Genomic DNA, 19,015 nt, shown 5'->3' with positions numbered 1-19,015 from the left:
GCCGCAGCATCGGCGGTCTTCACGGAGTTCAGAGGATATGGCTAAAGGAAAGACCGCGAGCAAGCGCGCGGCCCCGACCGTACGCAAGGCGGCGGCCAACAAGACGAACGAAACGGCGAGCAAGCAGACGGCCCGCAACGCGGCTCGCAAGCCCGCGACGCTTCCCCCGGCCACGCCCCGGCCGAGCCGCGACGAAGCCGAAGCGGCCGTTCGCGTGCTGCTTCGCTGGGCAGGCGACGATCCGGCGCGCGAGGGCCTCGCCGACACGCCGGCGCGCGTCGTGCGCGCGTACGAGGAATTTTTCTCCGGCTACGCGCTCGAACCGCGCGACATCCTCGCGCGCACGTTCAGCGAAGTCGACGGCTACGACGAGATGATCGTGCTGAAGGACATCCGCTTCGAAAGCTATTGCGAGCACCATATGGTGCCGATCATCGGCCGCGCGCATGTCGCGTATCTGCCGAACCATCGCGTCGTCGGCATCTCGAAGCTCGCGCGGCTCGTCGACGCATTCGCGAAACGCCTGCAGATCCAGGAAAAGATGACCGTGCAGATCGCCGACACGCTGTTCGACGTGCTGCAGCCGAAGGGCGTCGGCGTGATCCTCGAGGCCGCGCACCAGTGCATCTCGACGCGCGGCATCCACAAGCCCGGCGTCGAGATGGTGACGTCGCGCATGCTCGGCACGTTCCGCACCGATCCGACTACGCGCCGCGAATTCCTGTCGATCGTCGCGAATCCTTCCTCGGTCAACCTGACGAATACGTAATGCAGTCGAGCTTGAATCCAGCCACCGCACCCGTCGTGCTCGTGACGGGCGCCGCTCGCCGCGCGGGCCGCGCCTTCGCGCTGCGCTTCGCCGCGCGCGGTTATCGCGTCGCCGTGCACTACGACCGCTCGGCCGATGCCGCGCAGGCCGTCGCGCGCGAAATCGAATCGTCGGGCGGCGAGGCCGTCGCGCTGCAGGCGGACCTCGCGCACGCGGATGCGATCGCGTGTCTCGTCGATGCGGTCTACGCGCGCTTTGGCCGTCTCGACGTGCTCGTGAACAACGCGTCGGTGTTCTGGCAGGACCATCTGCCGAGCTTCGATCTCGCTGCGTTCGACAACGCGTGGGCGATCAACTGCCGCGCGCCGATCCTGCTCACGCGCGCGTACTACGAGCGCGCGAAGGCGGCGGGCGCGCAGGGCGTCGTGATCAACGTCGTCGATCAGAAGATCAAGGAAAACTTCCATCGCGACCATTTCAGCTACACGGTCGCGAAAGCGGCGCTCGGCAATCTCACGCAGATGCTCGCGCTGTCGGCGAGCCCGGTGCTGCGCGTGAACGCCGTGTTTCCGGGATTGATGCTGCCGAGCGACGACCAGACGCAGGCCGACTTCGAGCACGCGAGCCGCGCATCGACGCCGCTCGCGCGGATCGCCGGGCCGGACGACGTCGCGGACGCGATCCTGCTGCTGACCGGGCCGGCCTACAACGGCGCCGATTTCGTCGTCGACGCGGGACAGAACCTGATCCGTGTCGATCAGGACGTGCTGTACAAGCATCGTTCGCCGGCCGGTGAGCATTGATCCGGCAAGGGCGACTGCGGCAACCGGTTGCCGACGAGCCGCAAGCCGCAAGCCGCAAGCCGCAAGCCGCAAGCCGCAAGCCGCAATCAGCGTGAGCGAGCGCGGCGGTGCCGTCAAGCGGCAACCGCGCCATCCGCTCAATCCTTCTCGATCTGCTCCTTGTCGCTCTCGCGGATCTTCCCTTGCGCGACGCTGCTGCCGGGCGGCACGCTGTGCGTGAGCCACACGTTGCCGCCGATCACCGAACCCTTGCCGATCGTCACGCGGCCGAGGATCGTCGCGCCCGCATAGATCACGACGTCGTCCTCGACGACCGGATGCCGCGCGTTGCCCTTGACGAGCACCCCGTCGCCGTCGGCGGGGAAGCTCTTCGCGCCGAGCGTGACCGCCTGATAGAGCCGCACCCGCTCGCCGATGATCGCTGTCTCGCCGATCACGACACCCGTGCCATGGTCGATGAAGAAGCTCGGGCCGATTTGCGCGCCCGGATGGATGTCGATGCCCGTCGCCGAATGCGCGATCTCGTTGATGAACCGCGCGAGCAGCGGCACGCCGAGCTGATACAGCGCGTGCGCGAGCCGGTGGTGCATCATCGCGAGCACGCCCGGATAGCAGAGCAGGATCTCGGTGATGTGCTGCGCGGCCGGATCGCCGGCGTACGCGGCCTGAATGTCGCTGACGAGCAGCGCGCGGATGCCGGGCAGTTGCGTGCCCAGCTCGCGCGCGATTCCGAACGCGCGTTCGGCGAGCGCGGCGGGCGGCGTGTCAGCGTGCTCGGGGAGGAACGGCAGCGCGCGGCGGATCTGCTCGGCGAGCAGGCGCAGCGTGCTTTCGAGCGTGTGGCCGACGTAGTAGTCGACGGTCTCGTCGGTCAGATCGGGCGCGCCGTAATGCGTCGGGAACATCGACGCGCGCAGGCCCGAGACGATCGTGCAGATCGCGTCGCGCGAAGGCAGTTCGCGAATGCCGCGCGGATGGCGCGTCCGGTGCAGCTTCTCGCGCGATTCGCGCAGCTCGGCGACGATGTGTTCGAGGTCCCAGTTTCGGGCGGATTTCGACATGGGCAAAAACGTACGGCCGCGCTTCGGCGCACGGCCGTCCAATAAAAGTGACGGGTTCCGCAAGATTACCGCGTTTTTGCCGCGTCAGCGGCGTGCACGCCGCCGCGCGCTTCGCCGCGCCGTCCTAAATCGTGAGACTGCTCGCGTCGATCCATCGGACGGCCCAATCGCGCGCATGCGCGATCGCCGCGTCTTCGTCGTTGAAATGCAGATCGGAGGGAAAGAAACGATTCGCGACCAGCTCGCCGTCGCTCGATCGGGAGATGACGACGTAAGGCTGAAACGAGCCGTCGCTTGAGCGCGCCGGCGCACAGTTCAGCAGGTACCCGCGATGCGTGAATGCCGTAGTCGTAGAGTGCATAAGTCCGCCCACCTTAAGTCCCCTTTACCTTCTTCTTCGCTACCCGTCCGTTAAGGATGCCGCGGCGCCCGATGCGGGCGAAAGCGGGTGCGCCAAATGTCGCGCACCGCTTTGTCGGAAAAGAATCATACTCTGTAGAAAACGCGTCTTCTAGCTGAAATAATTATTTGGAAAGCGTGACACGCGGCGCGACGGCGGCGCTCGCACGCGCGTCCTTTTCCGTCTTGCCCGGAACGGGTCTTGCAAGATCCGGGCGTCGCGCCGCGAGGATGATCGCGATGAATCCGTTCGAACGCAGGGCGCCCGCCGACGCCGGCCGCGCGCATCCGCGCAGCGTCGAGCTGTACAACGACGCGACGCACGACAGCACCGTCGACACCGACGGCAAGAACCGCGAGGCCGCCCGCATTGCAAGCGGCGGGCCGATTTCTCCTGACCAGATCACGACGAGCAACGCGTCGCTCGTCAATGCGATGCCCGAGACGCCCGACGGCTTCGCCGGCTTCGACAGCCGGCCCGCCGGCAATCATCCGCAGTTTGCGCTGCGCTCGGGCTATACCGTCGTCGACAAGGGGTTCGACGCCGCCGCGTCGCGCGATGCGCGCGCGGCCGACGAGTTTGCGCTGCCTTATCATCCGCCGCGCCGGCCGGGTCGCATCGTCGAGTTCGCGCCGATTCCGCGTTGATGTCGGTGTTGATGTCGACGTGCATGTCGGCGTTGTCGTTGCGTGCGTGCCGGCGCGCGCTGATGCGTGCCGCCGATGCGTGCCGCCGATGCGGCATCGGCTCGCAAGCCGGGCGATCGTCACCGCCGCATGACGGGCGCGCCGTTCGGCCGCGTTCGCATTCGTATGCCAAGAGACCCGCTCGACTGCGCATTCAATCGGGCCGATCGTTTGATTCGGGCGTTTGAATGTGCACGCAGGCGCGACGCATAGCGTTTTCGCCGGTCGGCGCATGCCGAATCTTTTCGAGATAAGCCGACGCGCACGCAACGGAGTTGCGCTCGCGCGGCTTGCAATGCGTAACGAACGGTAAACGTCGCCGATCGCCGCTGCCGCATCGCTTCACCACGCTTCACGAAACGCATGTGCTTCACCGCGAAACGCACATGCGCGCCCTCAGTTGCCGCGCGCGTCGATGCGGCGTCATCGGTTTTCGCGGCATCGGCGAAATCGGTACCGGTACCAGCGTCGATATCGATGTGCGGTTGCCCCGGAAAGCGGTGATAGCGTCGATCCGGATTTCGACAACGGCCGCCGCGCCGCCTGCTGCCGCGCTCGAGCCGACCTGCACGCGGTGCGCGTCGGCGCGGCGCAACCTACGGCGTTGCGACGCGACGCAACGCAACGCATGCGCAACGCCCGAACGCAGGAGGCCGAACCGCGCTGCCCCGCGACGCGAGCCACGCGCATCGCGACGCGCCCGCGCTCAACCGCCCGCCACCCCTTGCGCGTTCACGTACAGCGAATACAAGCCATGGCTCGCCGCCATGAACAGCCGGTTCCTGTGCCGTCCGCCGAAGCAGACGTTCGCGCAACGCTCGGGCAACGCGATGTGCCCGATCGCGTCGCCTTCCGGCGTGAACACGCGCACGCCGTCGAGCTCGTCGGCGCCCATCCCCCAGCCGCACCACAGGTTGCCGTGCGCGTCGACGCGAAAACCGTCGGGCGTCCCCTCTCCCGCATCGATCAGCACGCGTTCGTTGCGCACCGATTTGCCGTCGCTCGCAACATCGTAAGCGCGGATCGTGCGCGGCCGGCCCTTCGATTCGACGACGTAGAGTATCGATTCGTCCGGCGAAAATGCGAGGCCGTTCGGCCCCGGCACGCCGTCGACGACGGCTTCGAGCTCTCTCGTGTGCGGATCGATCCGATAAACGCGCTCGGGCAATTCCGGCTCCTGCTTCTCGCCTTCGTAAAAGCTCTGGATGCCGAAGTCCGGATCGCTGAACCAGATCGAGCCGTCGGACTTCACGATCACGTCGTTCGGCGAATTCAGGCGCCTGCCTTCGAAGCGTTCGGCGAGCACCGTGATCGAGCCGTCGTACTCGGTGCGCGTGACGCGGCGCGTCAGGTGCTCGCAGGTGACGAGCCGCCCCGCGCGATCGCGCGTGTTGCCGTTCGCGTTGTTCGACGGCTGGCGGAACACGCCGACCGCGCCGCTCTGCTCGTCCCAGCGCAGGAGCCGATTGTTCGGGATGTCGCTCCACAGCAAGTAACGCCCGTCGCCGAACCACACCGGCCCCTCGGCCCAGCGCGCGCCCTGAAACAGGCATTCGACGGACGCCGACCGGATGCGCAGCGCGTCGAAACGCGGATCGAGCACGCGCACGGCCGGATCGGGATAGCGCCTGGATTCGATTTCGCGCATCGCGTTCACTCCCTGCCGAGCTGGCCGTCGCGCAAGCGCCAGAGGCCGAGCGGATTCGCGTCGGCGAGCGCGGCCGGCAGCAGCGCCGCGGGCAAGTCCTGATAGCAGACGGGCCGCAGGAAGCGCTCGATCGCGAGCGCGCCGACCGACGTGCTGCGCGAATCCGAGGTCGCCGGGAACGGCCCGCCGTGCACCATCGCGTGCGCAACCTCGACGCCCGTCGGATACCCGTTCGCAACGATGCGGCCCGCCCTGCGCTCGAGCGTCGGCAACAGTTTGCGCGCCAGCTCGACATCGTCGTCTTCGAGATGCAGCGTCGCGCTCAACTGCCCTTCGATGTGCTCGGCGAGCGCGATCATCTCGCCGACGTCGCGACACACGACGACAAGCGACGTCGGCCCGAAGATCTCGGCTTCGAGCCGCGGGTCCTGGGCGAACTGCGTTTGCGTCGTCGTGAACAGCGCGGGCAGCGCGGCGTTGCGCGCGTCGCTGCGCACGCCCTGCGCGACTTCGCTCACGCCCGTCGCCGCACGGCGCGCGGCGACCGCGCTCTCGTACGACGACGCGATGCCCGAGGTCAGCATCGTCTGCGCGCCCTTTTGCGCGAGCGCCTGCGCGGCCGCGTCGGCGAACGCCTTCAGGTCCGGCCCGTCGAGCGCGACGACGAGCCCGGGATTCGTGCAGAACTGTCCGACGCCGAGCGTCAGCGATTCGACGAAGCCTTGGGCGATCGTCGCGCCGCGCGCGCGCAACGCGCCGGGCAGCACGAAGAACGGATTGACGCTGCTCATTTCCGCGAAGACCGGAATCGGCTCGCGCCGCCGGGCGGCGACGCCCATCAGCGCGATGCCGCCTCCGCGCGAGCCGGTGAAGCCGACCGCCTTGATCGCCGGATGCGCGACGAGCGCCTCGCCGATCGCGTTGCCCGCGCCGACGACGAGCGAGAACACGCCTTCGTGCAGACCGCAATCGGCGACCGCCTGCCGGATCGCGCGCCCGACGAGCTCCGACGTGCCCAGATGCGCGGGATGCGCCTTCGCGACGACCGGGCAGCCGGCCGCGAACGCCGACGCGGTGTCGCCGCCCGCTACCGAGAACGCGAGCGGAAAGTTGCTCGCGCCGAACACGGCGACGGGGCCGACCGGAATCTTCTGCAAGCGCAGATCGGCGCGCGGCAGCGGCTTGCGCTCGGGCTGCGCGGAATCGAGCGTCGCGCTCAGCCAGCGGCCTTCGCGCACCACCGACGCGAAGAGCCGCAACTGGCCGACCGTGCGCGCGCGCTCGCCTTCGAGACGCGCGACGGGCAGCGCCGATTCCGCATGCGCGCGTTCGATCAACTGATCGCCGAGCCCGACGATGCGCTCGGCAACCGTTTCGAGAAAGCGCGCGCGCGTCTCGAGCGGCGCCTGGCGAAAGGAATCGAATGCGGCGCTCGCAAGGCGGCACGCGCGATCGACTTCGGCCGCGCCGCCCGCGCCGAACGCCGGCTCGAGCTCGACGTCGTGCGTCGGATCGAATGCGCGCATCGTGCCTTCGGTGCCGCGCACCGCGGTCGCGCCAATCAACATCTCCCCAGTGATCTGCATGCTTCCTCCGGATTGAAAAATCTGCCGAGGGCGGCGGGCGGCGCGATGCCGCGCGCGCCGCCCGCAGGCGAATCGGGTGAATCGGGTGAATCGGACGAGTCAGTGCGATCGGGCGGCTCGACGGGCCGCGCCGATCGGGTACACGCGAATCGCATTATCGTGCCAGACGGCGCGGCGCGCCGCTTCGCTCGAATCGGCGCGCGGACAGGCGGAGCGGGCTGGGCCGGCGGCGAACGAGTCCGGCATGCGAACGCGGGATAGGCCGCGCGCAACGATAAGGCGCGGCACGCCGCCATCGCGGCGAACAAGCGATGCAGCAGGTTCCCGGGGCCGACGTGGCGCGACGGATACGATCCGTTCACATGACGCGAACGGCATCTGCCACGGCGAATCGCGGACATGAGCGCATGCCGCGGAATGCACGCGCGTTTTCGGAAATCAACGCTTTCCGGGATTCTCGGCGAACGAGAAGCCGGCCCGAACAAATGCCGACGATCGACGCTCGTCCGCCAAGCGCCGGCGTGAATCGATTTGCGGATACGTCCTGCGCCGACGGCGCGCCGCCCATCGGCTGCGCGAGCGATAGCGACGGCGACGGCGACGACACCCGCGCCGCCGCCGGCATCGCCCGCACCGGCCGGCGATCGGCCCGCTTCGCCGCGGCCGCCGCCCTACCAGCTCGGATTGTTCCTCCCGACTCTGCGCCCGGTACTCGGCCGCGCAAACTTGTAAGGCAGCTCCTGCCGATCGAGATATGCCTGAATCGTCGGCCACTGGGCGTCCGCGAGCAGCATCTCGCAGACATGCGGCACATCGGGCGAAGCGCCGCCCACGCCGATCAGGTCCGGCAGCGCGTACCGGTTGGCGTCTTCGGTCAACACCTCGAGCGCGACATACGGCATGTGTCCTCCTTTTCCGGTTGGACGAAACGGAACGAAACGGAACGAAACGGGCGGCGGACGGGCGCGACGGCCGCGCCCTTGCGCATGCGGCCTCGGCGCTCGCACGCGGCCTTCGTCGATCCTCGTAAGAAATGTCGGGAACGCTCTCGCCCGACGCGTTTCAAACCAGCATCGATTCGCGCCGCTCGGCGAACGTGCCCGGGGCTCGGCCAAGTCTATTACGGCGCCGCGACACGCGACGCGAACCGATCCGGCCGATACGCCGATCGCGCGCAAAAAATCCGCCGCGACCGACGGAATCCTGAAAAGTCCGGCGCCGCGTTTACTTCGCCGCGCCGGATCGCTGCGTATCGAGTTCGCTGCGCCCTGGTCAGTAATCGTTTACTTTGTAAAAAGACGTCGTCAAACCCAGCCGGCCGAACGGCCGATCTTTTCTCAACCGCACCACGGAGACATCATGTATCAGCGCATTCTTGTCGCAGTCGACGGCAGCGAAACGGCACGCCACGCATTCGACGCGGCGCTCGGCATCGCCAGGACGAGCGGCGCGGAGCTGCAGCCCTTCTACGTCGTGGAGAACGCCGCGATCTACTACAACGTGCCCGGCTACGATCCGTCGATCCTGCGCACGCAACTGCTTCAGCAGGGCAACGATCTGGCGAAGGAATTCGCGCAGAAGATGCACGAAGCCGGCGTGAAGGGCGCGCTGAAGATCGGCGAGGCGACGTCGCTCGCCGACGTGCCGTCGCTCATCGCCGAAGGCGCAAAAGCGTTCGGCGCGGACCTGCTCGTGCTCGGCACGCATGGCCGCCGCGGTTTCAAGCGGCTCGTGCTCGGCAGCGTCGCCGAACAGTGCGTGCGGCACTCGGCGCTGCCCGTGCTGCTGATCCCGGCCGCCGCGCATCCGGAAGATCGGGAACACTGATCGAACGCAACGGCTGCGATGTTTCGCCGCAACCACGCGTTGCGGCCGAACAAGGAAATCGCACGGGGAGTCGCGGCGTTTTGTCGCTAAACAGGCTTAGCCCGCGATGGGACAATGGCTTTACCGATTCAACCTCAGAGTCATCCATCATGCTTACGCCCGTCGCCCGACCCGCCGCCGCCGCGGCTCCCGTCCATGCCACCAGCACGTGGGCGCCGCGCCAGGCCGCACACTGCTCGACGTGCGCGATGCGCCACCTCTGCATGCCCCAGGGGCTCGCGCCCGAAGCGCTCGCGCGCCTCGAATCCGTGATCTGCAGCGCCCGCCCGGTTCGACGCGGCGAGACGCTGTTCCGCGAAGGCGACTCGTTCGACAACCTGTACGCGGTCCGCTCGGGATCGCTGAAAACCATCGCGACGCGCCATGACGGCCGCGAACAGGTCACCGGCCTGCACCTCGCGGGCGAAGCCCTCGGCCTCGACGGCATCTGCGACGACGCGCATCCGCGCACCGCGGTCGCGCTCGAGGACAGCTCGGTCTGCGTGATCCCGTACAGCGCGCTGAAGACGCTGTGCTCGGAAGCCGGCACGATGCAGCTGCGCATGCACAAGCTGATGAGCGAGCAGATCGTTCGCGAAACGTCGCAGACGATGGTGCTCGGCTCGCTGAACGCCGAGGAGCGCGTCGCGGCGTTCCTGCTCGACGTGTCGTCGCGCTACATGAAGCGCGGCTATTCGCCGAACGAATTCAACCTGCGGATGACGCGCGAGGACATCGGCAGCTATCTCGGCATGACGCTCGAGACGGTCAGCCGCACGCTGTCGAAGTTCCACAAGCGCGGCCTGATCGAGATGCAGGGCCGGACGGTGCGCATCGTCGATTTCGACGGCCTGCATCGCCTGTAATCCCGCGCCCGCCGTCGCGCCTTTCCTCGCGCCGAATCAATCCAGAAACTGCGCGGCGCTCGCCTTGAGCGCCGCGCTGAACTCGTCCAGCCAGCCGATCGACAATCGCCAGCTCTGCCAGTAGAGCTCGACGTCGATGCTTCTTCCCTCCGACAAATCGACGAGCTCGCCCGCGGCGATCTGACGCTCGACCATCCGCTCCGGACACATGCCCCAGCCGAGCCCCGCCTCGCACGCGCGCAGGTAGCCCGCGACGTGCGGAATCCAGTGCTGCGGCGGATCGAGATCCACGCGCGTCACGCGCCGGATGAAGCGCGCCTGCAGGCTGTCCTTCGGATTGAACATCACGCACGGCGCGTGCCGCAGCGCGTCGCGGTTGACGCCGTTGCCGAAATAGCGCGCGTGGAACGCGGGCGAGCACACCGCGTGATAGCGCATCCGGCCGAGGCGCGTCGAACGGCAGCCCTGGATCGGCTCGGCGAGCGCCGTCACCGCGCCCTGCACGCTGCCGTCGCGAATCCGCTCGGCGGTGTAGTCCTGATCGTCGATCACGAGATCGAGCAGCGTGCCGCTCTCCGCGCAAAACGGGCCGACCGCATCGACGAACCAGGTCGCGACGCTGTCGTCGTTGACGGCGACGCGCAGCGTCGGCCACGGCCCCGTTGCCGCGCCGGCGAATCCGGGCACGTGCGCCGACAATTCGGCTTCGAGCATGCGCACGCGCTCGGTGTGGCGGCACAGCAGCGCGCCCGACGTCGTCGCGACGCACGGCTGCCCGCGCTTGACGAGCACGCTGCCCACTCGCTCCTCCAGCAGCTTCACGCGCTGCGACACCGCGGAAGGCGACACATTGAGCGCTTTCGCCGCCCGCTCGAACGAGCCGTGGCGGATCACTTCGGCGAGCGCATCGAGCAACGCGTAGTCGAGCATCAGTTTTCCTTAATCCGCATTAGATGATTTAGCTTTTCTTACTCAGGCGATCACCGCAGACTAGCGCCTCTCGTTCCATTAGTCCATCGCCTGAATCAGCAACGAACATGAACTGGATCGCTTTTTCCCACGGCGCGATGCTGTGCGCATCGCTCATCGTCACCATCGGCGCGCAGAACGCGTTCATCCTCCGGCAAGGAATCATGCGCTCGCACGTCGGCAAGATCGTGCTGCTCTGCACGCTGTCGGACATGCTCCTGATCGGCGCGGGCGTCGGCGGCGCATCGGTGCTCGTCGAGCGTTATCCGACCTTCGTTCACGCGGTGCTGTACGTCGGCCTCGCGTATCTTGCGTGGTTCGGCCTGAGCGCGCTGCGCCGCGCGTTCAAGCCCGGGCACGGGACGCTCGACGCAACGGGCGCGGCCGTCGCGCCGCCCGCGCAGCGCGCATGGCCGATCGTGCTGATGACGCTCGCGTTCACGTGGCTCAATCCGCACGTCTATCTCGACACGTTCCTCTTGATCGGCACGGCGGGCGCGCGCGAACCGGAAGGCGCGCGCAGCGCGTTCGCGATCGGCGCGATGGCGGTCAGCGCGATCTGGTTCGTCGCGCTCGGCTACGGCGCGCGATTGCTCGCGCCGTGGTTCAGGCGGGCGCTCGCATGGCGCGTGCTCGACGGCGCGATCGGCGGCATGGTGCTGTTTCTCGCCGCGGTGCAATTGAGGTGACGGCGCGGCTGCGCGCGCCGGGTCGCGCAATGCGCAGCGAGCGGCGCTCGCGCGCGAACGAAGCCGTGCGTGCAGGATCGGCCGCGCACGCGCCTCGTATCGGCTGAATATCGGCTGAATATCGGCTGAATATCGGCTGAATATCGGCTGAATGTCGGCTGAATCGAGAAGTTCGATGCGCCAGGGCGTGACTTGCGCCGCGGCGCGCATCCGTCAGGCATGCGATGTCTCGCGCCGAATGCAATACACGACATGCCGGCGCAGCGAATGTCCTTCGGGAAGCGCGGGATGGTCGAAATCGCGCGCGGCCGCGCGCTGCATGCCGATCCGGGTCATGACGCGTTGCGATCGAAGATTCGTGGCGGCTGTCCATGCGAATGCTTCGGCCAGCCGATGATCGCCGAACGCATCCGCGAGCGCCGCGCGGGCCGCCTCCGTCATGTATCCGCGCCCCCACGCAAGGCGCGCTTGCCGCCACGCGATTTCCACGCACGGCGCCATCGGATGCCCGCCCTCGAGCACGCGACGAAGCCCGCAAAGGCCGATCAACGCGCCGTCGGTCCGCGTTTCGACGGCCCACGGGCCGAAGCCGTGCGCATCGAAATGCGCGTCGAAGCGGCCGATGTCGTCGCGCGCGTCGGCGAGCGTCATCGGCGCGCGCCGCCCGAGCCACGCGATGACTTCGGCGTCCGAATTCAACGCCGCCCACGCGCGCGCATCGTCATCGCGCCAACGGCGCAGAATCAGACGGTTCGTCTCGATATTCGCCGGTTGACTCATCCTTCGATCCGAATTGGGCGGCGGCCGCGCGATCGGCGGCGGCGCGGCACGCTCGATGAGCGATGCAGCCCGGCGCGTTCGCGACCGAAAGATCGCGACGTCGCAGGCCGAGCGGCGGCGCATGCGGCCGAATCGCATGCGACGCGGCATTGTGCCGAATTCCGACGATCGAATCGCGATCGCGGCGGCAGTGTGAGAATCGACACGGCACGGCACGGCACGCAGCGCCGCGAGCCGTCGCATTCCGCCATGCCGCACGCATCATGTGCGACGTAACGGCGGATGCGACCGTGCAGCCCGCCGTGCCCCGGCGCGCTCAGCGCTTGCGGATCAGCACGTCGGGCGTGAGCTCGCCGCAGCCGTTCACCCCCAGCATCGCCATGTTGCGGTCCACTTCCTCGCGCAGCAGGCGGATCGCATGCGCGACGCCGGCCTCGCCCGCCACGGCCGCCGCATAGTTGAACGGCCGCCCGACGAACACCATGCGCGCGCCCAGCGCCAGCGCCTTCAGCACGTCCGATCCCCGGCGAAAGCCGCTGTCGATCATCACCGGGTAATCGTCGCCGACGGCCTGCACGACGTCGCGCAAGATCCGCAGCGGCGACGCTGCGCCATCGAGCTGCCGGCCGCCATGGTTCGACAGGATCACGCCGTCGGCGCCCGCGTCGCGCGCGATCAGCGCATCCTCGACGCTGAGAATGCCCTTGATCACCAGGTCGCCCTGCCATTGCTCGCGGATTTGCCGCACGTGCGCCCAGCTGAGGTGATCGCGCGCGGAGAAATCGCGCAGCACGTTGGCGGAAAGGATCGGCGCGCCGCGCGTCGCAAAGGAATTCTCGAAGTGCGGCATTCCGTGCGCGAGCAGCGTGCGCGCGAACGTGCGCAGCAGCCAGCGCGGCCGCGTCAGCCCGTCCCAGAGCAGGCGCGCGCCGGGGCGCAGCGGCGTCGAAAAGCCCGTGCGCACGTTGTTTTCGCGATTCGCGGACACGGGAATGTCGACGGTGACCACGAGCGTTCGGTAGCCTGCGCGCGCCACGCGTTCGAGCAGTGCGCGAATGCGCTCGGCATCTCCCGGAAGGTACGCCTGGAACCACGTACCCGGCGCGGCGGCGGCCACATCCTCCAGCGGAATCAGCGACGAGCCGCTCATGATCGACGCGATCCCCGCGCGCTGCGCGGCGCGCGCCAGCACGACGTCGCCGCGATAGGCCGACAGCGCGCAGATGCCCATCGGCGCAATGCCGAACGGCGACGCATAGCGCCGCCCGAACAATTCCACCGTCTGCTGCCGCCGGGAAACGTCGCACAGCACGCGCGTGACGAAACCGTATTCGTCGAACACGTCGCGGTTGTCGTCGCGGGTGCGGTTGTCTTCCGCCGCGCCGCTGACGTAGCCGAAGATCGGGCGCGGCAGCGCGCGGCGCGCCTTGGCCTCGAAGTCTTGCAGGCTCAGCACGTCGTGCAGGACGCGCGGCGGCTTGCCGGTGCTGGCCGCAGGCCGGCCGTCTTCCGCGATGGGAGAGGTAAGGGTGCTCATCTATGGGCTTTCCTGATGCGACGCTGCCATTCTATGCAGCCGATGTATCGATAAAAAGCGATAATCTTCAAACGAAATCGTTCGATAAAAGCGAAGAACCATGGCAACTCCGACGCTCAAGCAACTGGACGCCTTCTATTGGGCGGCGACCTGCGCCAATTTCTCGACGGCGGCGCAGCGGCTTCACCTGTCGATCTCTTCGTTGTCCAAGCGGATCAACGAACTGGAGCAGGCTGTGGGACGCACGCTGTTCGACCGCAGCGGCCACCGCGCCGTGCTGACCGAGGACGGCGAAACGCTGCTGCCGGCCGCCGTTCGCGTTCTGGAAGCCGTCGCGGCGTTGCAGGACGCGTTCGCGGAAGACAAGGGATTGACGGGCCGCCTGCGCTTCGGCGTCGGCGAGCTGTCGGCGCTGACCTGGCTGCCTCGCTTGGTCGCGGCCGTTCAGAAACTGCATCCGCAGTTGATCCTCGAGCCGTATGTCGACGTCGGCGCGGCGCTCGAAGAGAAAGTGGATGCGGGAGAACTCGATTTCGCGGTGGTCGCGGGCCGTTCGTCGCGCGGCAGCATCCTGTCGCAGCCGGTGGCGGAAGCGCGGTTCGCGTGGATGGCCGCGGAGAAATTGGTCGACGGCGAACGCACGTTGACGCCCGAGCTGATCGCGCGCCATGCGCTCGTCATTCTGCCTTCCGGCTCGGGCGTCACGCGCATCCTCGACGAATGGCTGCTCGCCTGCGGCATCGACCATCCGCGACGCATCACCTGCAACAACTGGAGCGCGGTGGCGGGCATGCTGCGCGAAGGCGTCGGCATCGGCTTCCTGCCCGCCGATTGGGCCGATGCGCGAACGGGCGGCGGCCTCGTGCAATTGACGAGCGAGCCGCCGCTGTCGCCGCTCAACTATGCGTTCCAGTGGCGGCGCGGCGACATGCGCGGGCTGATTCCGTCGATGCTGGCGCTGGTGCGGCGGCATGCGGATTTTCGCTGAGCGGGCGCACGGCGGCTCGCGTCAGGAAATCTCGCGCCCTTTCGTCTCGGGCAGCAGCAGCGCCGCCATCAGCACGATCACATAGGCCCCGCCCGCGAACATGCCGATGGCCGTGCCGAGGCCGCCCGTTTTCGCGAGATAGCCGACCAGGCTCGGAAACAGCGCGCCGATGCCGCGTCCGAAGTTGTACGCGAACCCTTGCCCGTTCGCGCGCACCGCGGACGGGAAAAGCTCGGTCAGATACGCGCCCATGCCGCTGAAGATCCCCGACGCCGAGAAGCCGAGCGGAAATCCGAGGAGCAGCATTTGCTGGTTCGACAGGTGAAGCTGCGTATAGACGAACACGCACGCGCCCGACAGCACGGAGAACACGAGAAGATTCGCGCGGCGGCCGAGACGGTCGGTCAGTTGGGCGCCCGTCAGGTATCCGGCGAACGAGCCCGCGATGATGACGAGCAGATAGCCGCCGGTGCCGATCACCGACAGGTGGCGCTCCGTCTTCAGGAACGTCGGCAGCCATGTCGTGACCGCATAGTAGCCGCCCTGGACGCCCGTGCAGAGCAGCGCGCTCAGGGCCGTCGTCCGGACGAGAGCGGGAGAAAAGATCGCCCAGGCCGGCATCGGATTCGCGCTTGCCGCTTCGCGCTTGCGCGTGCGCTGGAACAGCTCCGGCTCCGGCACCTTCCTGCGGATGAACACGACGAGCAGCGCCGGCGCGACGCCCGCCCAGAACAGCGCGCGCCACGCGTAATTTTCCGGCAGCATGGAAAACGACAGCGTGTACAGGATCGCCGCGACCGCCCAGCCGATCGCCCAGCCGCTTTGCACCGTGCCGACCGCGCGACCGCGATATTCGGTGCGCACGATCTCGCCCATCAGCACCGAGCCGACCGCCCATTCGCCGCCGAAGCCGAGCCCCTGAAGCGCCCGCAACACAACAATCTGCTCGAAGTTTTGTGCAAAGCCGATCAGCACCGTGCACGCGGAAAACCACAGGATCGTGAACTGCAGAATGCGGACGCGGCCGAAGCGGTCGGCGAGGATGCCGGCCAGCCAGCCGCCGATCGCCGAGAACAGCAGCGTGATCGTCGCCAGCATGCCGGCCTGGGCCTTGTCGATGTGAAATACGTCGATCAACGTCGCGATGACGAACGTGAACACCATGAAATCGAGCGCATCGAGCGCCCAGCCGCCGAACGCGGCGACGAACGTCCGCTTCTCGACCACCGTCATCCGTGCGAACCAGCGTTCTTCGCCGGCCGCCGACACCTGGCTGTTGCCGTTCATGTGTTGTCTCCTCCTCATTGGCGATTGGCGCATGAAAAGCGCCCGGTGGCCTCACGGCCCCATTGCCTCAGTGAATCATTGGCCCGTCGGCCCACTGCCCCATTTGCTCCACTGCCCCATTGCCCCATTTGCTCCATGGCTCCATGGCTCCATGGCTCCATGGCTCCATGCCCCCGTTATCGGGCGCTCTTACGCGAAGCCGTACAGACGGGCCGGATTGCTCACCAGGATCTTGTGGCGAGCGGTCTCGTCGGGCGCCCAATCGGCAACGAGATTGAGCAGGCCGCCGGTGTTCGGCATGCGCTGCGGCGCGAGCGACACATGCGGCCAGTCGCTGCCCCACACCATGCGCTCGGGCGCATCGTCGATCAGCGTTCGCGCGAAAGGCGCCGCGTCGTCGAAGGCCGGGAATCGCTCGCTGATGCGATACGCGCCGGAGAGCTTGACCCAGTAACCGTGCTCGGTCACCAGATGGCGCAACGCGACGAAGCCCGGCGCCGACAGACCGTCGGCCACGGGCGTATGGCCCATGTGATCGATGACGCCCGTCACCGGCAGCTTCATCATGCGCGGCATGAGTTCGGGCAGCGCCTTGACGTCCATGAGGAATTGCAGATGCCAGCCGAGATCGTTCACGCGATGCGCGAGCGTCTCCATCGCCGCGAAGCCGATGCCGCCGCCGAACAGCACGTTGATGCGCAGGCCGCGCACGCCGGCCGCATGCATCGCCTCCAGTTCGCGGTCGGACACGCCGGGCGCGACCACCGCGACGCCGCGCAATCGCCGCGGATGCCGGCCGAGCACCTCGAGCATGTAGCGGTTGTCGGTGCCGTACACGCTGATCTGCACCAGCACCCCGTACGTCATCCCGGTTGCGTCGAGCATCGCGAGATACTTCTCTTCCGGCGCGGGCGGCGGCGTGTAGCTGCGATCGTCGACCATCCGGTAGGCGGGGTCGGCCGAGACGACATGCGCATGCGTGTCGACCGCGCCGCGCGGCATTGCAAAGCGCGGCGGCTCGATATCCGGCAGCGGCGCCGCGCACGCAGATGCGGTGGAAAAGCGGGAAAGTCCGGTCATCGCTACGTCCTCGTTGCGTGAGAAGAACCCTGCGCAAGCTGGGCGGAACCCGTCGCGCGTGCGCGTCGGCTGGCCGAGTCGCCGGGCGCGCCCGTTGCCCGCCGCGCCGCTTCACGGTCGCCGACTCGGGTGAGTCCGCCGCGATCGCCCTCGCGGCGCATCGAAACCGCGTGATGCGCGAGCGGCGAAATCCGGTGCGGACATTCGTCGCGCTCGCGCCATCACATGCGCCGCGGCCCGACTCAGTCCTGATCGATGCGCGACACCTGCTTGGGATCGGGCATCCACAGATAACACAGCAGCGACACCAGCACGCACGCGGACACATACCAGAAGAACCAGGTTTCGTGCCCGATGCTCTTGGTCCACAGCGCGATGTATTCGGCGGTCCCGCCGAACAGCGACACCGTGATCGCGTAAGGCAAGCCCACGCCCAGCGCGCGAATCCCGACCGGAAAAAGCTCGGCCTTGGCGACCGCGCTGACGGACGAATACAGGCTGACGATGAAGAGCGCGGCCGAGATCAGCATGAGCGCGCCGCCCATGGTCGAGACCGTCGTCAGCGCGTTGAAGATCGGCACCGTGCACACCGAGCCGAGCACGCCGAAGGCGATCAGCAGCGGACGGCGGCCGACCCGATCCGACAGGCTGCCGAACACCGGTTGCATCAGCACGAACGCGATCAGGCTGATGACGGACACCATCGACGCGTCCGCCTTGCTCATCCCCGCGCTGTTGACCAGGAATTTCTGCATGTACGTGGTGTACGCGTAGAACGCGACCGTGCCGCCGAGCGTCAGGCCCGCGACGATCAGGCATTCGCGCTTGTGCCTGAACAGCTCCGCGACCGGCGTGCGGCTGCGCTTGCCCAGCCGATGCTGTTCGAACGATTCCGTTTCTTCCATGTTGCGGCGCAGGAAGATCGCGACGCCCGCCGCCAGAGATCCGATCAGGAACGGAATGCGCCAGCCCCAGCTTTCCAGTTGCGCGGCGCTCAGAAAAAACTGCTGCAGCGCGACGAGCACCGCCATCGCAAGCAGCTGGCCGAGCGACAGCGTCGCGAACAGGAAGCTCGAATAGAAGCCGCGGTTCGTCTTGTCGGCCATTTCGCTCAGGTAAGTAGCCGAGCTCGCGTATTCGCCGCCGAGGCTCAACCCCTGCAGCAGCCGCGCGAGAACCAGCAGAACCGGGGCCGCGATGCCGATGGTGGCATAGCCGGGCGTCAAGCCGATGATCAGCGAACCCACGCACATCGCGAGCACCGAGATCAGCAGCGCGGCCTTGCGCCCCTTGCGATCCGCGTACAGGCCGACCAGCCAGCCGCCGATCGGCCGCATGACGAAACCGACCGCGAAGATGGCCGCCGTGTTGAGGAGCTGCACGGTCTGGCTGCCCGCCGGAAAGAAGACCTTGGCGAAGTACAGCGAAAACGCCGAATACACGTACCAGTCGTAGTACTCGATCAGGTTGCCGACCGAGCCGCTGAAGATGGAGCGAAGGCGGGCGAAGGTCCCGGCCGGCCGGGCATAGGGGGCAGTTGCAAGGGGGCGGGCTTGCGACACGTGATGTCTCCGGTTTCGATTGTCATCTCGATTGCGCGTGCGAATGCCGGCGGCGGGCGACGGCGCGCAATCGGGTACGGCAAGGGTAAGAGGAGCAAGCCGACGCAGAAAGCGAAATAATCGGAACAAGTTTGTTCGCTTTTGTGGAAAGTCTTGTGCGAGGCGGAGGCCGGTGCGCGTGGCCGGCTTCGCGCTGCGCGTTCTCGACGGGGCGGGTCGAGATCGGCGCGGGTTCATCGCGCCGCCAGCGTTTGGCCGTCTCGCGCTCCGCGAGCCGCCGGCTCTTCATGCAGCGCCGGGAGAATCGTCGATGCGCGATCCGCGATCCGACGCATCCATGCTCATGCTCATGCGAAGCCGCGCGTCGCCCCGAGCGATGCGCGGCGCGCGGCAACGTCGGCACATGGCGCGGCCGGGGAGCGGCCGGGTTGCCGTCGA

19 protein-coding genes are annotated in these 19,015 nt (G+C 67.6%); 8 read left to right on the top strand and 11 right to left on the bottom strand.

Annotated features, from left to right (window positions below):
* Positions 1 to 37: 37 nt before the first annotated feature.
* Together folE and WT60_RS20525 are read left to right on the top strand one after the other, a co-directional pair.
* Complete coding sequence (folE, locus tag WT60_RS20530) at positions 38 to 769, top strand: GTP cyclohydrolase I FolE (protein ID WP_081989521.1); 732 nt, start codon at positions 38 to 40, stop codon at positions 767 to 769.
* The gene (locus WT60_RS20525; protein WP_059671346.1) at positions 769 to 1,572 is read left to right on the top strand and encodes an SDR family oxidoreductase; all 804 of its coding nucleotides are present in this window, start codon (positions 769 to 771) and stop codon (positions 1,570 to 1,572) included. Before folE ends, WT60_RS20525 begins: the two co-directional genes overlap by 1 nt.
* Positions 1,573 to 1,709: 137 nt before the next feature.
* On the opposite strand, the gene epsC is transcribed toward WT60_RS20525, so the two are convergent.
* Together epsC and WT60_RS20515 are read right to left on the bottom strand one after the other, a co-directional pair.
* Positions 1,710 to 2,633, bottom strand: coding sequence for a serine O-acetyltransferase EpsC (gene epsC / locus WT60_RS20520; protein WP_038747507.1), 924 nt, complete (start codon positions 2,631 to 2,633; stop codon positions 1,710 to 1,712).
* A 124-nt stretch (positions 2,634 to 2,757) separates the two neighbouring features.
* Positions 2,758 to 2,994, bottom strand: a complete 237-nt coding sequence (locus tag WT60_RS20515) for an HlyU family transcriptional regulator (RefSeq protein ID WP_038747504.1) — start codon at positions 2,992 to 2,994, stop codon at positions 2,758 to 2,760.
* 269 nt (positions 2,995 to 3,263) lie between these two features.
* On the opposite strand from WT60_RS20515, the gene WT60_RS20505 reads away from it, so the two are divergent.
* On the top strand, positions 3,264 to 3,680 hold the full coding sequence (locus WT60_RS20505; RefSeq protein WP_038747502.1) for a DUF3005 domain-containing protein: 417 nt from the start codon (positions 3,264 to 3,266) through the stop codon (positions 3,678 to 3,680).
* A gap of 745 nt (positions 3,681 to 4,425) precedes the next feature.
* On the opposite strand, the gene WT60_RS20500 is transcribed toward WT60_RS20505, so the two are convergent.
* The 3 genes from WT60_RS20500 to WT60_RS20485 all read right to left on the bottom strand — a co-directional run bounded on the left by WT60_RS20500 (position 4,426) and on the right by WT60_RS20485 (position 7,855).
* Positions 4,426 to 5,367, bottom strand: a complete 942-nt coding sequence (locus WT60_RS20500) for an SMP-30/gluconolactonase/LRE family protein (protein ID WP_038747578.1) — start codon at positions 5,365 to 5,367, stop codon at positions 4,426 to 4,428.
* Positions 5,368 to 5,372: 5 nt separating this feature from the next.
* Positions 5,373 to 6,953, bottom strand: a complete 1,581-nt coding sequence (locus tag WT60_RS20495; RefSeq protein ID WP_060356438.1) for an aldehyde dehydrogenase (NADP(+)) — start codon at positions 6,951 to 6,953, stop codon at positions 5,373 to 5,375.
* Positions 6,954 to 7,624: 671 nt separating this feature from the next.
* On the bottom strand, positions 7,625 to 7,855 hold the full coding sequence (locus WT60_RS20485; RefSeq protein WP_038747491.1) for a hypothetical protein: 231 nt from the start codon (positions 7,853 to 7,855) through the stop codon (positions 7,625 to 7,627).
* Between the two features lie 457 nt (positions 7,856 to 8,312).
* Between WT60_RS20485 and WT60_RS20480 the strand changes: the two genes are divergently transcribed.
* Positions 8,313 to 8,780 carry a universal stress protein gene (locus WT60_RS20480; protein WP_038747488.1) on the top strand — a complete coding sequence of 156 codons (468 nt, stop codon included), beginning with the start codon at positions 8,313 to 8,315 and terminating at the stop codon, positions 8,778 to 8,780.
* Positions 8,781 to 8,929: 149 nt separating this feature from the next.
* A complete protein-coding gene (gene fnr / locus WT60_RS20475; protein WP_038747485.1) occupies positions 8,930 to 9,685 on the top strand; it encodes a fumarate/nitrate reduction transcriptional regulator Fnr in 756 nt (251 codons plus the stop codon).
* Between the two features lie 36 nt (positions 9,686 to 9,721).
* Here fnr and WT60_RS20470 read toward each other — a convergent pair whose 3' ends face one another.
* Complete coding sequence (locus tag WT60_RS20470) at positions 9,722 to 10,615, bottom strand: LysR family transcriptional regulator ArgP (RefSeq protein WP_038747484.1); 894 nt, start codon at positions 10,613 to 10,615, stop codon at positions 9,722 to 9,724.
* Positions 10,616 to 10,722: 107 nt separating this feature from the next.
* Between WT60_RS20470 and WT60_RS20465 the strand changes: the two genes are divergently transcribed.
* A complete protein-coding gene (locus tag WT60_RS20465; protein WP_060356436.1) occupies positions 10,723 to 11,343 on the top strand; it encodes a LysE/ArgO family amino acid transporter in 621 nt (206 codons plus the stop codon).
* Positions 11,344 to 11,556: 213 nt separating this feature from the next.
* Here the strand turns inward: WT60_RS20465 and WT60_RS20460 are convergent, their stop codons facing one another.
* On the bottom strand, positions 11,557 to 12,123 hold the full coding sequence (locus WT60_RS20460; protein WP_060356435.1) for a GNAT family N-acetyltransferase: 567 nt from the start codon (positions 12,121 to 12,123) through the stop codon (positions 11,557 to 11,559).
* Positions 12,124 to 12,136: 13 nt separating this feature from the next.
* Here WT60_RS20460 and WT60_RS20455 point away from each other — a divergent pair, with 13 nt between their 5' ends.
* Positions 12,137 to 12,319: a hypothetical protein gene (locus WT60_RS20455; RefSeq protein ID WP_038747475.1), complete on the top strand. Its 183-nt coding sequence runs from the start codon at positions 12,137 to 12,139 to the stop codon at positions 12,317 to 12,319.
* 120 nt (positions 12,320 to 12,439) lie between these two features.
* Here WT60_RS20455 and WT60_RS20450 read toward each other — a convergent pair whose 3' ends face one another.
* Complete coding sequence (locus tag WT60_RS20450; RefSeq protein ID WP_060356434.1) at positions 12,440 to 13,660, bottom strand: alpha-hydroxy acid oxidase; 1,221 nt, start codon at positions 13,658 to 13,660, stop codon at positions 12,440 to 12,442.
* A 100-nt stretch (positions 13,661 to 13,760) separates the two neighbouring features.
* Here WT60_RS20450 and WT60_RS20445 point away from each other — a divergent pair, with 100 nt between their 5' ends.
* Entirely contained in the window at positions 13,761 to 14,648 is an 888-nt protein-coding gene (locus tag WT60_RS20445; protein ID WP_060356433.1) for a LysR family transcriptional regulator, read from the top strand.
* A 21-nt stretch (positions 14,649 to 14,669) separates the two neighbouring features.
* On the opposite strand, the gene WT60_RS20440 is transcribed toward WT60_RS20445, so the two are convergent.
* The 3 genes from WT60_RS20440 to WT60_RS20430 all read right to left on the bottom strand — a co-directional run bounded on the left by WT60_RS20440 (position 14,670) and on the right by WT60_RS20430 (position 18,577).
* Positions 14,670 to 15,935, bottom strand: a complete 1,266-nt coding sequence (locus WT60_RS20440) for an MFS transporter (protein WP_060356432.1) — start codon at positions 15,933 to 15,935, stop codon at positions 14,670 to 14,672.
* A gap of 189 nt (positions 15,936 to 16,124) precedes the next feature.
* On the bottom strand, positions 16,125 to 17,015 hold the full coding sequence (locus WT60_RS20435) for an amidohydrolase family protein (protein ID WP_060356431.1): 891 nt from the start codon (positions 17,013 to 17,015) through the stop codon (positions 16,125 to 16,127).
* Positions 17,016 to 17,257: 242 nt separating this feature from the next.
* Entirely contained in the window at positions 17,258 to 18,577 is a 1,320-nt protein-coding gene (locus tag WT60_RS20430; RefSeq protein WP_038747463.1) for an MFS transporter, read from the bottom strand.
* Positions 18,578 to 19,015: the final 438 nt, after the last annotated feature.

Origin of the sequence: Burkholderia sp. MSMB617WGS, from assembly GCF_001532025.2 — a bacterium.
Classification (GTDB): domain Bacteria; phylum Pseudomonadota; class Gammaproteobacteria; order Burkholderiales; family Burkholderiaceae; genus Burkholderia; species Burkholderia savannae.
The sequence above is the reverse complement of the archived record's forward strand: the minus strand, read 5'-3'. Positions and strand labels throughout refer to the sequence as shown.

Excerpts from the sequence above, each read along its gene's own strand:
- WT60_RS20460 (WP_060356435.1), bottom strand. The coding sequence starts at position 12,123 with ATGAGTCAACCGGCGAATATCGAGACGAACCGTCTGATTCTGCGCCGT.
- WT60_RS20465 (WP_060356436.1), top strand. The coding sequence starts at position 10,723 with ATGAACTGGATCGCTTTTTCCCACGGCGCGATGCTGTGCGCATCGCTC.
- folE (WP_081989521.1), top strand. The coding sequence starts at position 38 with ATGGCTAAAGGAAAGACCGCGAGCAAGCGCGCGGCCCCGACCGTACGC.
- WT60_RS20440 (WP_060356432.1), bottom strand. The coding sequence starts at position 15,935 with ATGAACGGCAACAGCCAGGTGTCGGCGGCCGGCGAAGAACGCTGGTTC.
- WT60_RS20435 (WP_060356431.1), bottom strand. The coding sequence starts at position 17,015 with ATGACCGGACTTTCCCGCTTTTCCACCGCATCTGCGTGCGCGGCGCCG.
- WT60_RS20450 (WP_060356434.1), bottom strand. The coding sequence starts at position 13,660 with ATGAGCACCCTTACCTCTCCCATCGCGGAAGACGGCCGGCCTGCGGCC.
- fnr (WP_038747485.1), top strand. The coding sequence starts at position 8,930 with ATGCTTACGCCCGTCGCCCGACCCGCCGCCGCCGCGGCTCCCGTCCAT.
- WT60_RS20495 (WP_060356438.1), bottom strand. The coding sequence starts at position 6,953 with ATGCAGATCACTGGGGAGATGTTGATTGGCGCGACCGCGGTGCGCGGC.
- WT60_RS20480 (WP_038747488.1), top strand. The coding sequence starts at position 8,313 with ATGTATCAGCGCATTCTTGTCGCAGTCGACGGCAGCGAAACGGCACGC.
- WT60_RS20470 (WP_038747484.1), bottom strand. The coding sequence starts at position 10,615 with ATGCTCGACTACGCGTTGCTCGATGCGCTCGCCGAAGTGATCCGCCAC.
- WT60_RS20505 (WP_038747502.1), top strand. The coding sequence starts at position 3,264 with ATGATCGCGATGAATCCGTTCGAACGCAGGGCGCCCGCCGACGCCGGC.
- WT60_RS20445 (WP_060356433.1), top strand. The coding sequence starts at position 13,761 with ATGGCAACTCCGACGCTCAAGCAACTGGACGCCTTCTATTGGGCGGCG.
- epsC (WP_038747507.1), bottom strand. The coding sequence starts at position 2,633 with ATGTCGAAATCCGCCCGAAACTGGGACCTCGAACACATCGTCGCCGAG.
- WT60_RS20515 (WP_038747504.1), bottom strand. The coding sequence starts at position 2,994 with ATGCACTCTACGACTACGGCATTCACGCATCGCGGGTACCTGCTGAAC.
- WT60_RS20525 (WP_059671346.1), top strand. The coding sequence starts at position 769 with ATGCAGTCGAGCTTGAATCCAGCCACCGCACCCGTCGTGCTCGTGACG.
- WT60_RS20485 (WP_038747491.1), bottom strand. The coding sequence starts at position 7,855 with ATGCCGTATGTCGCGCTCGAGGTGTTGACCGAAGACGCCAACCGGTAC.
- WT60_RS20500 (WP_038747578.1), bottom strand. The coding sequence starts at position 5,367 with ATGCGCGAAATCGAATCCAGGCGCTATCCCGATCCGGCCGTGCGCGTG.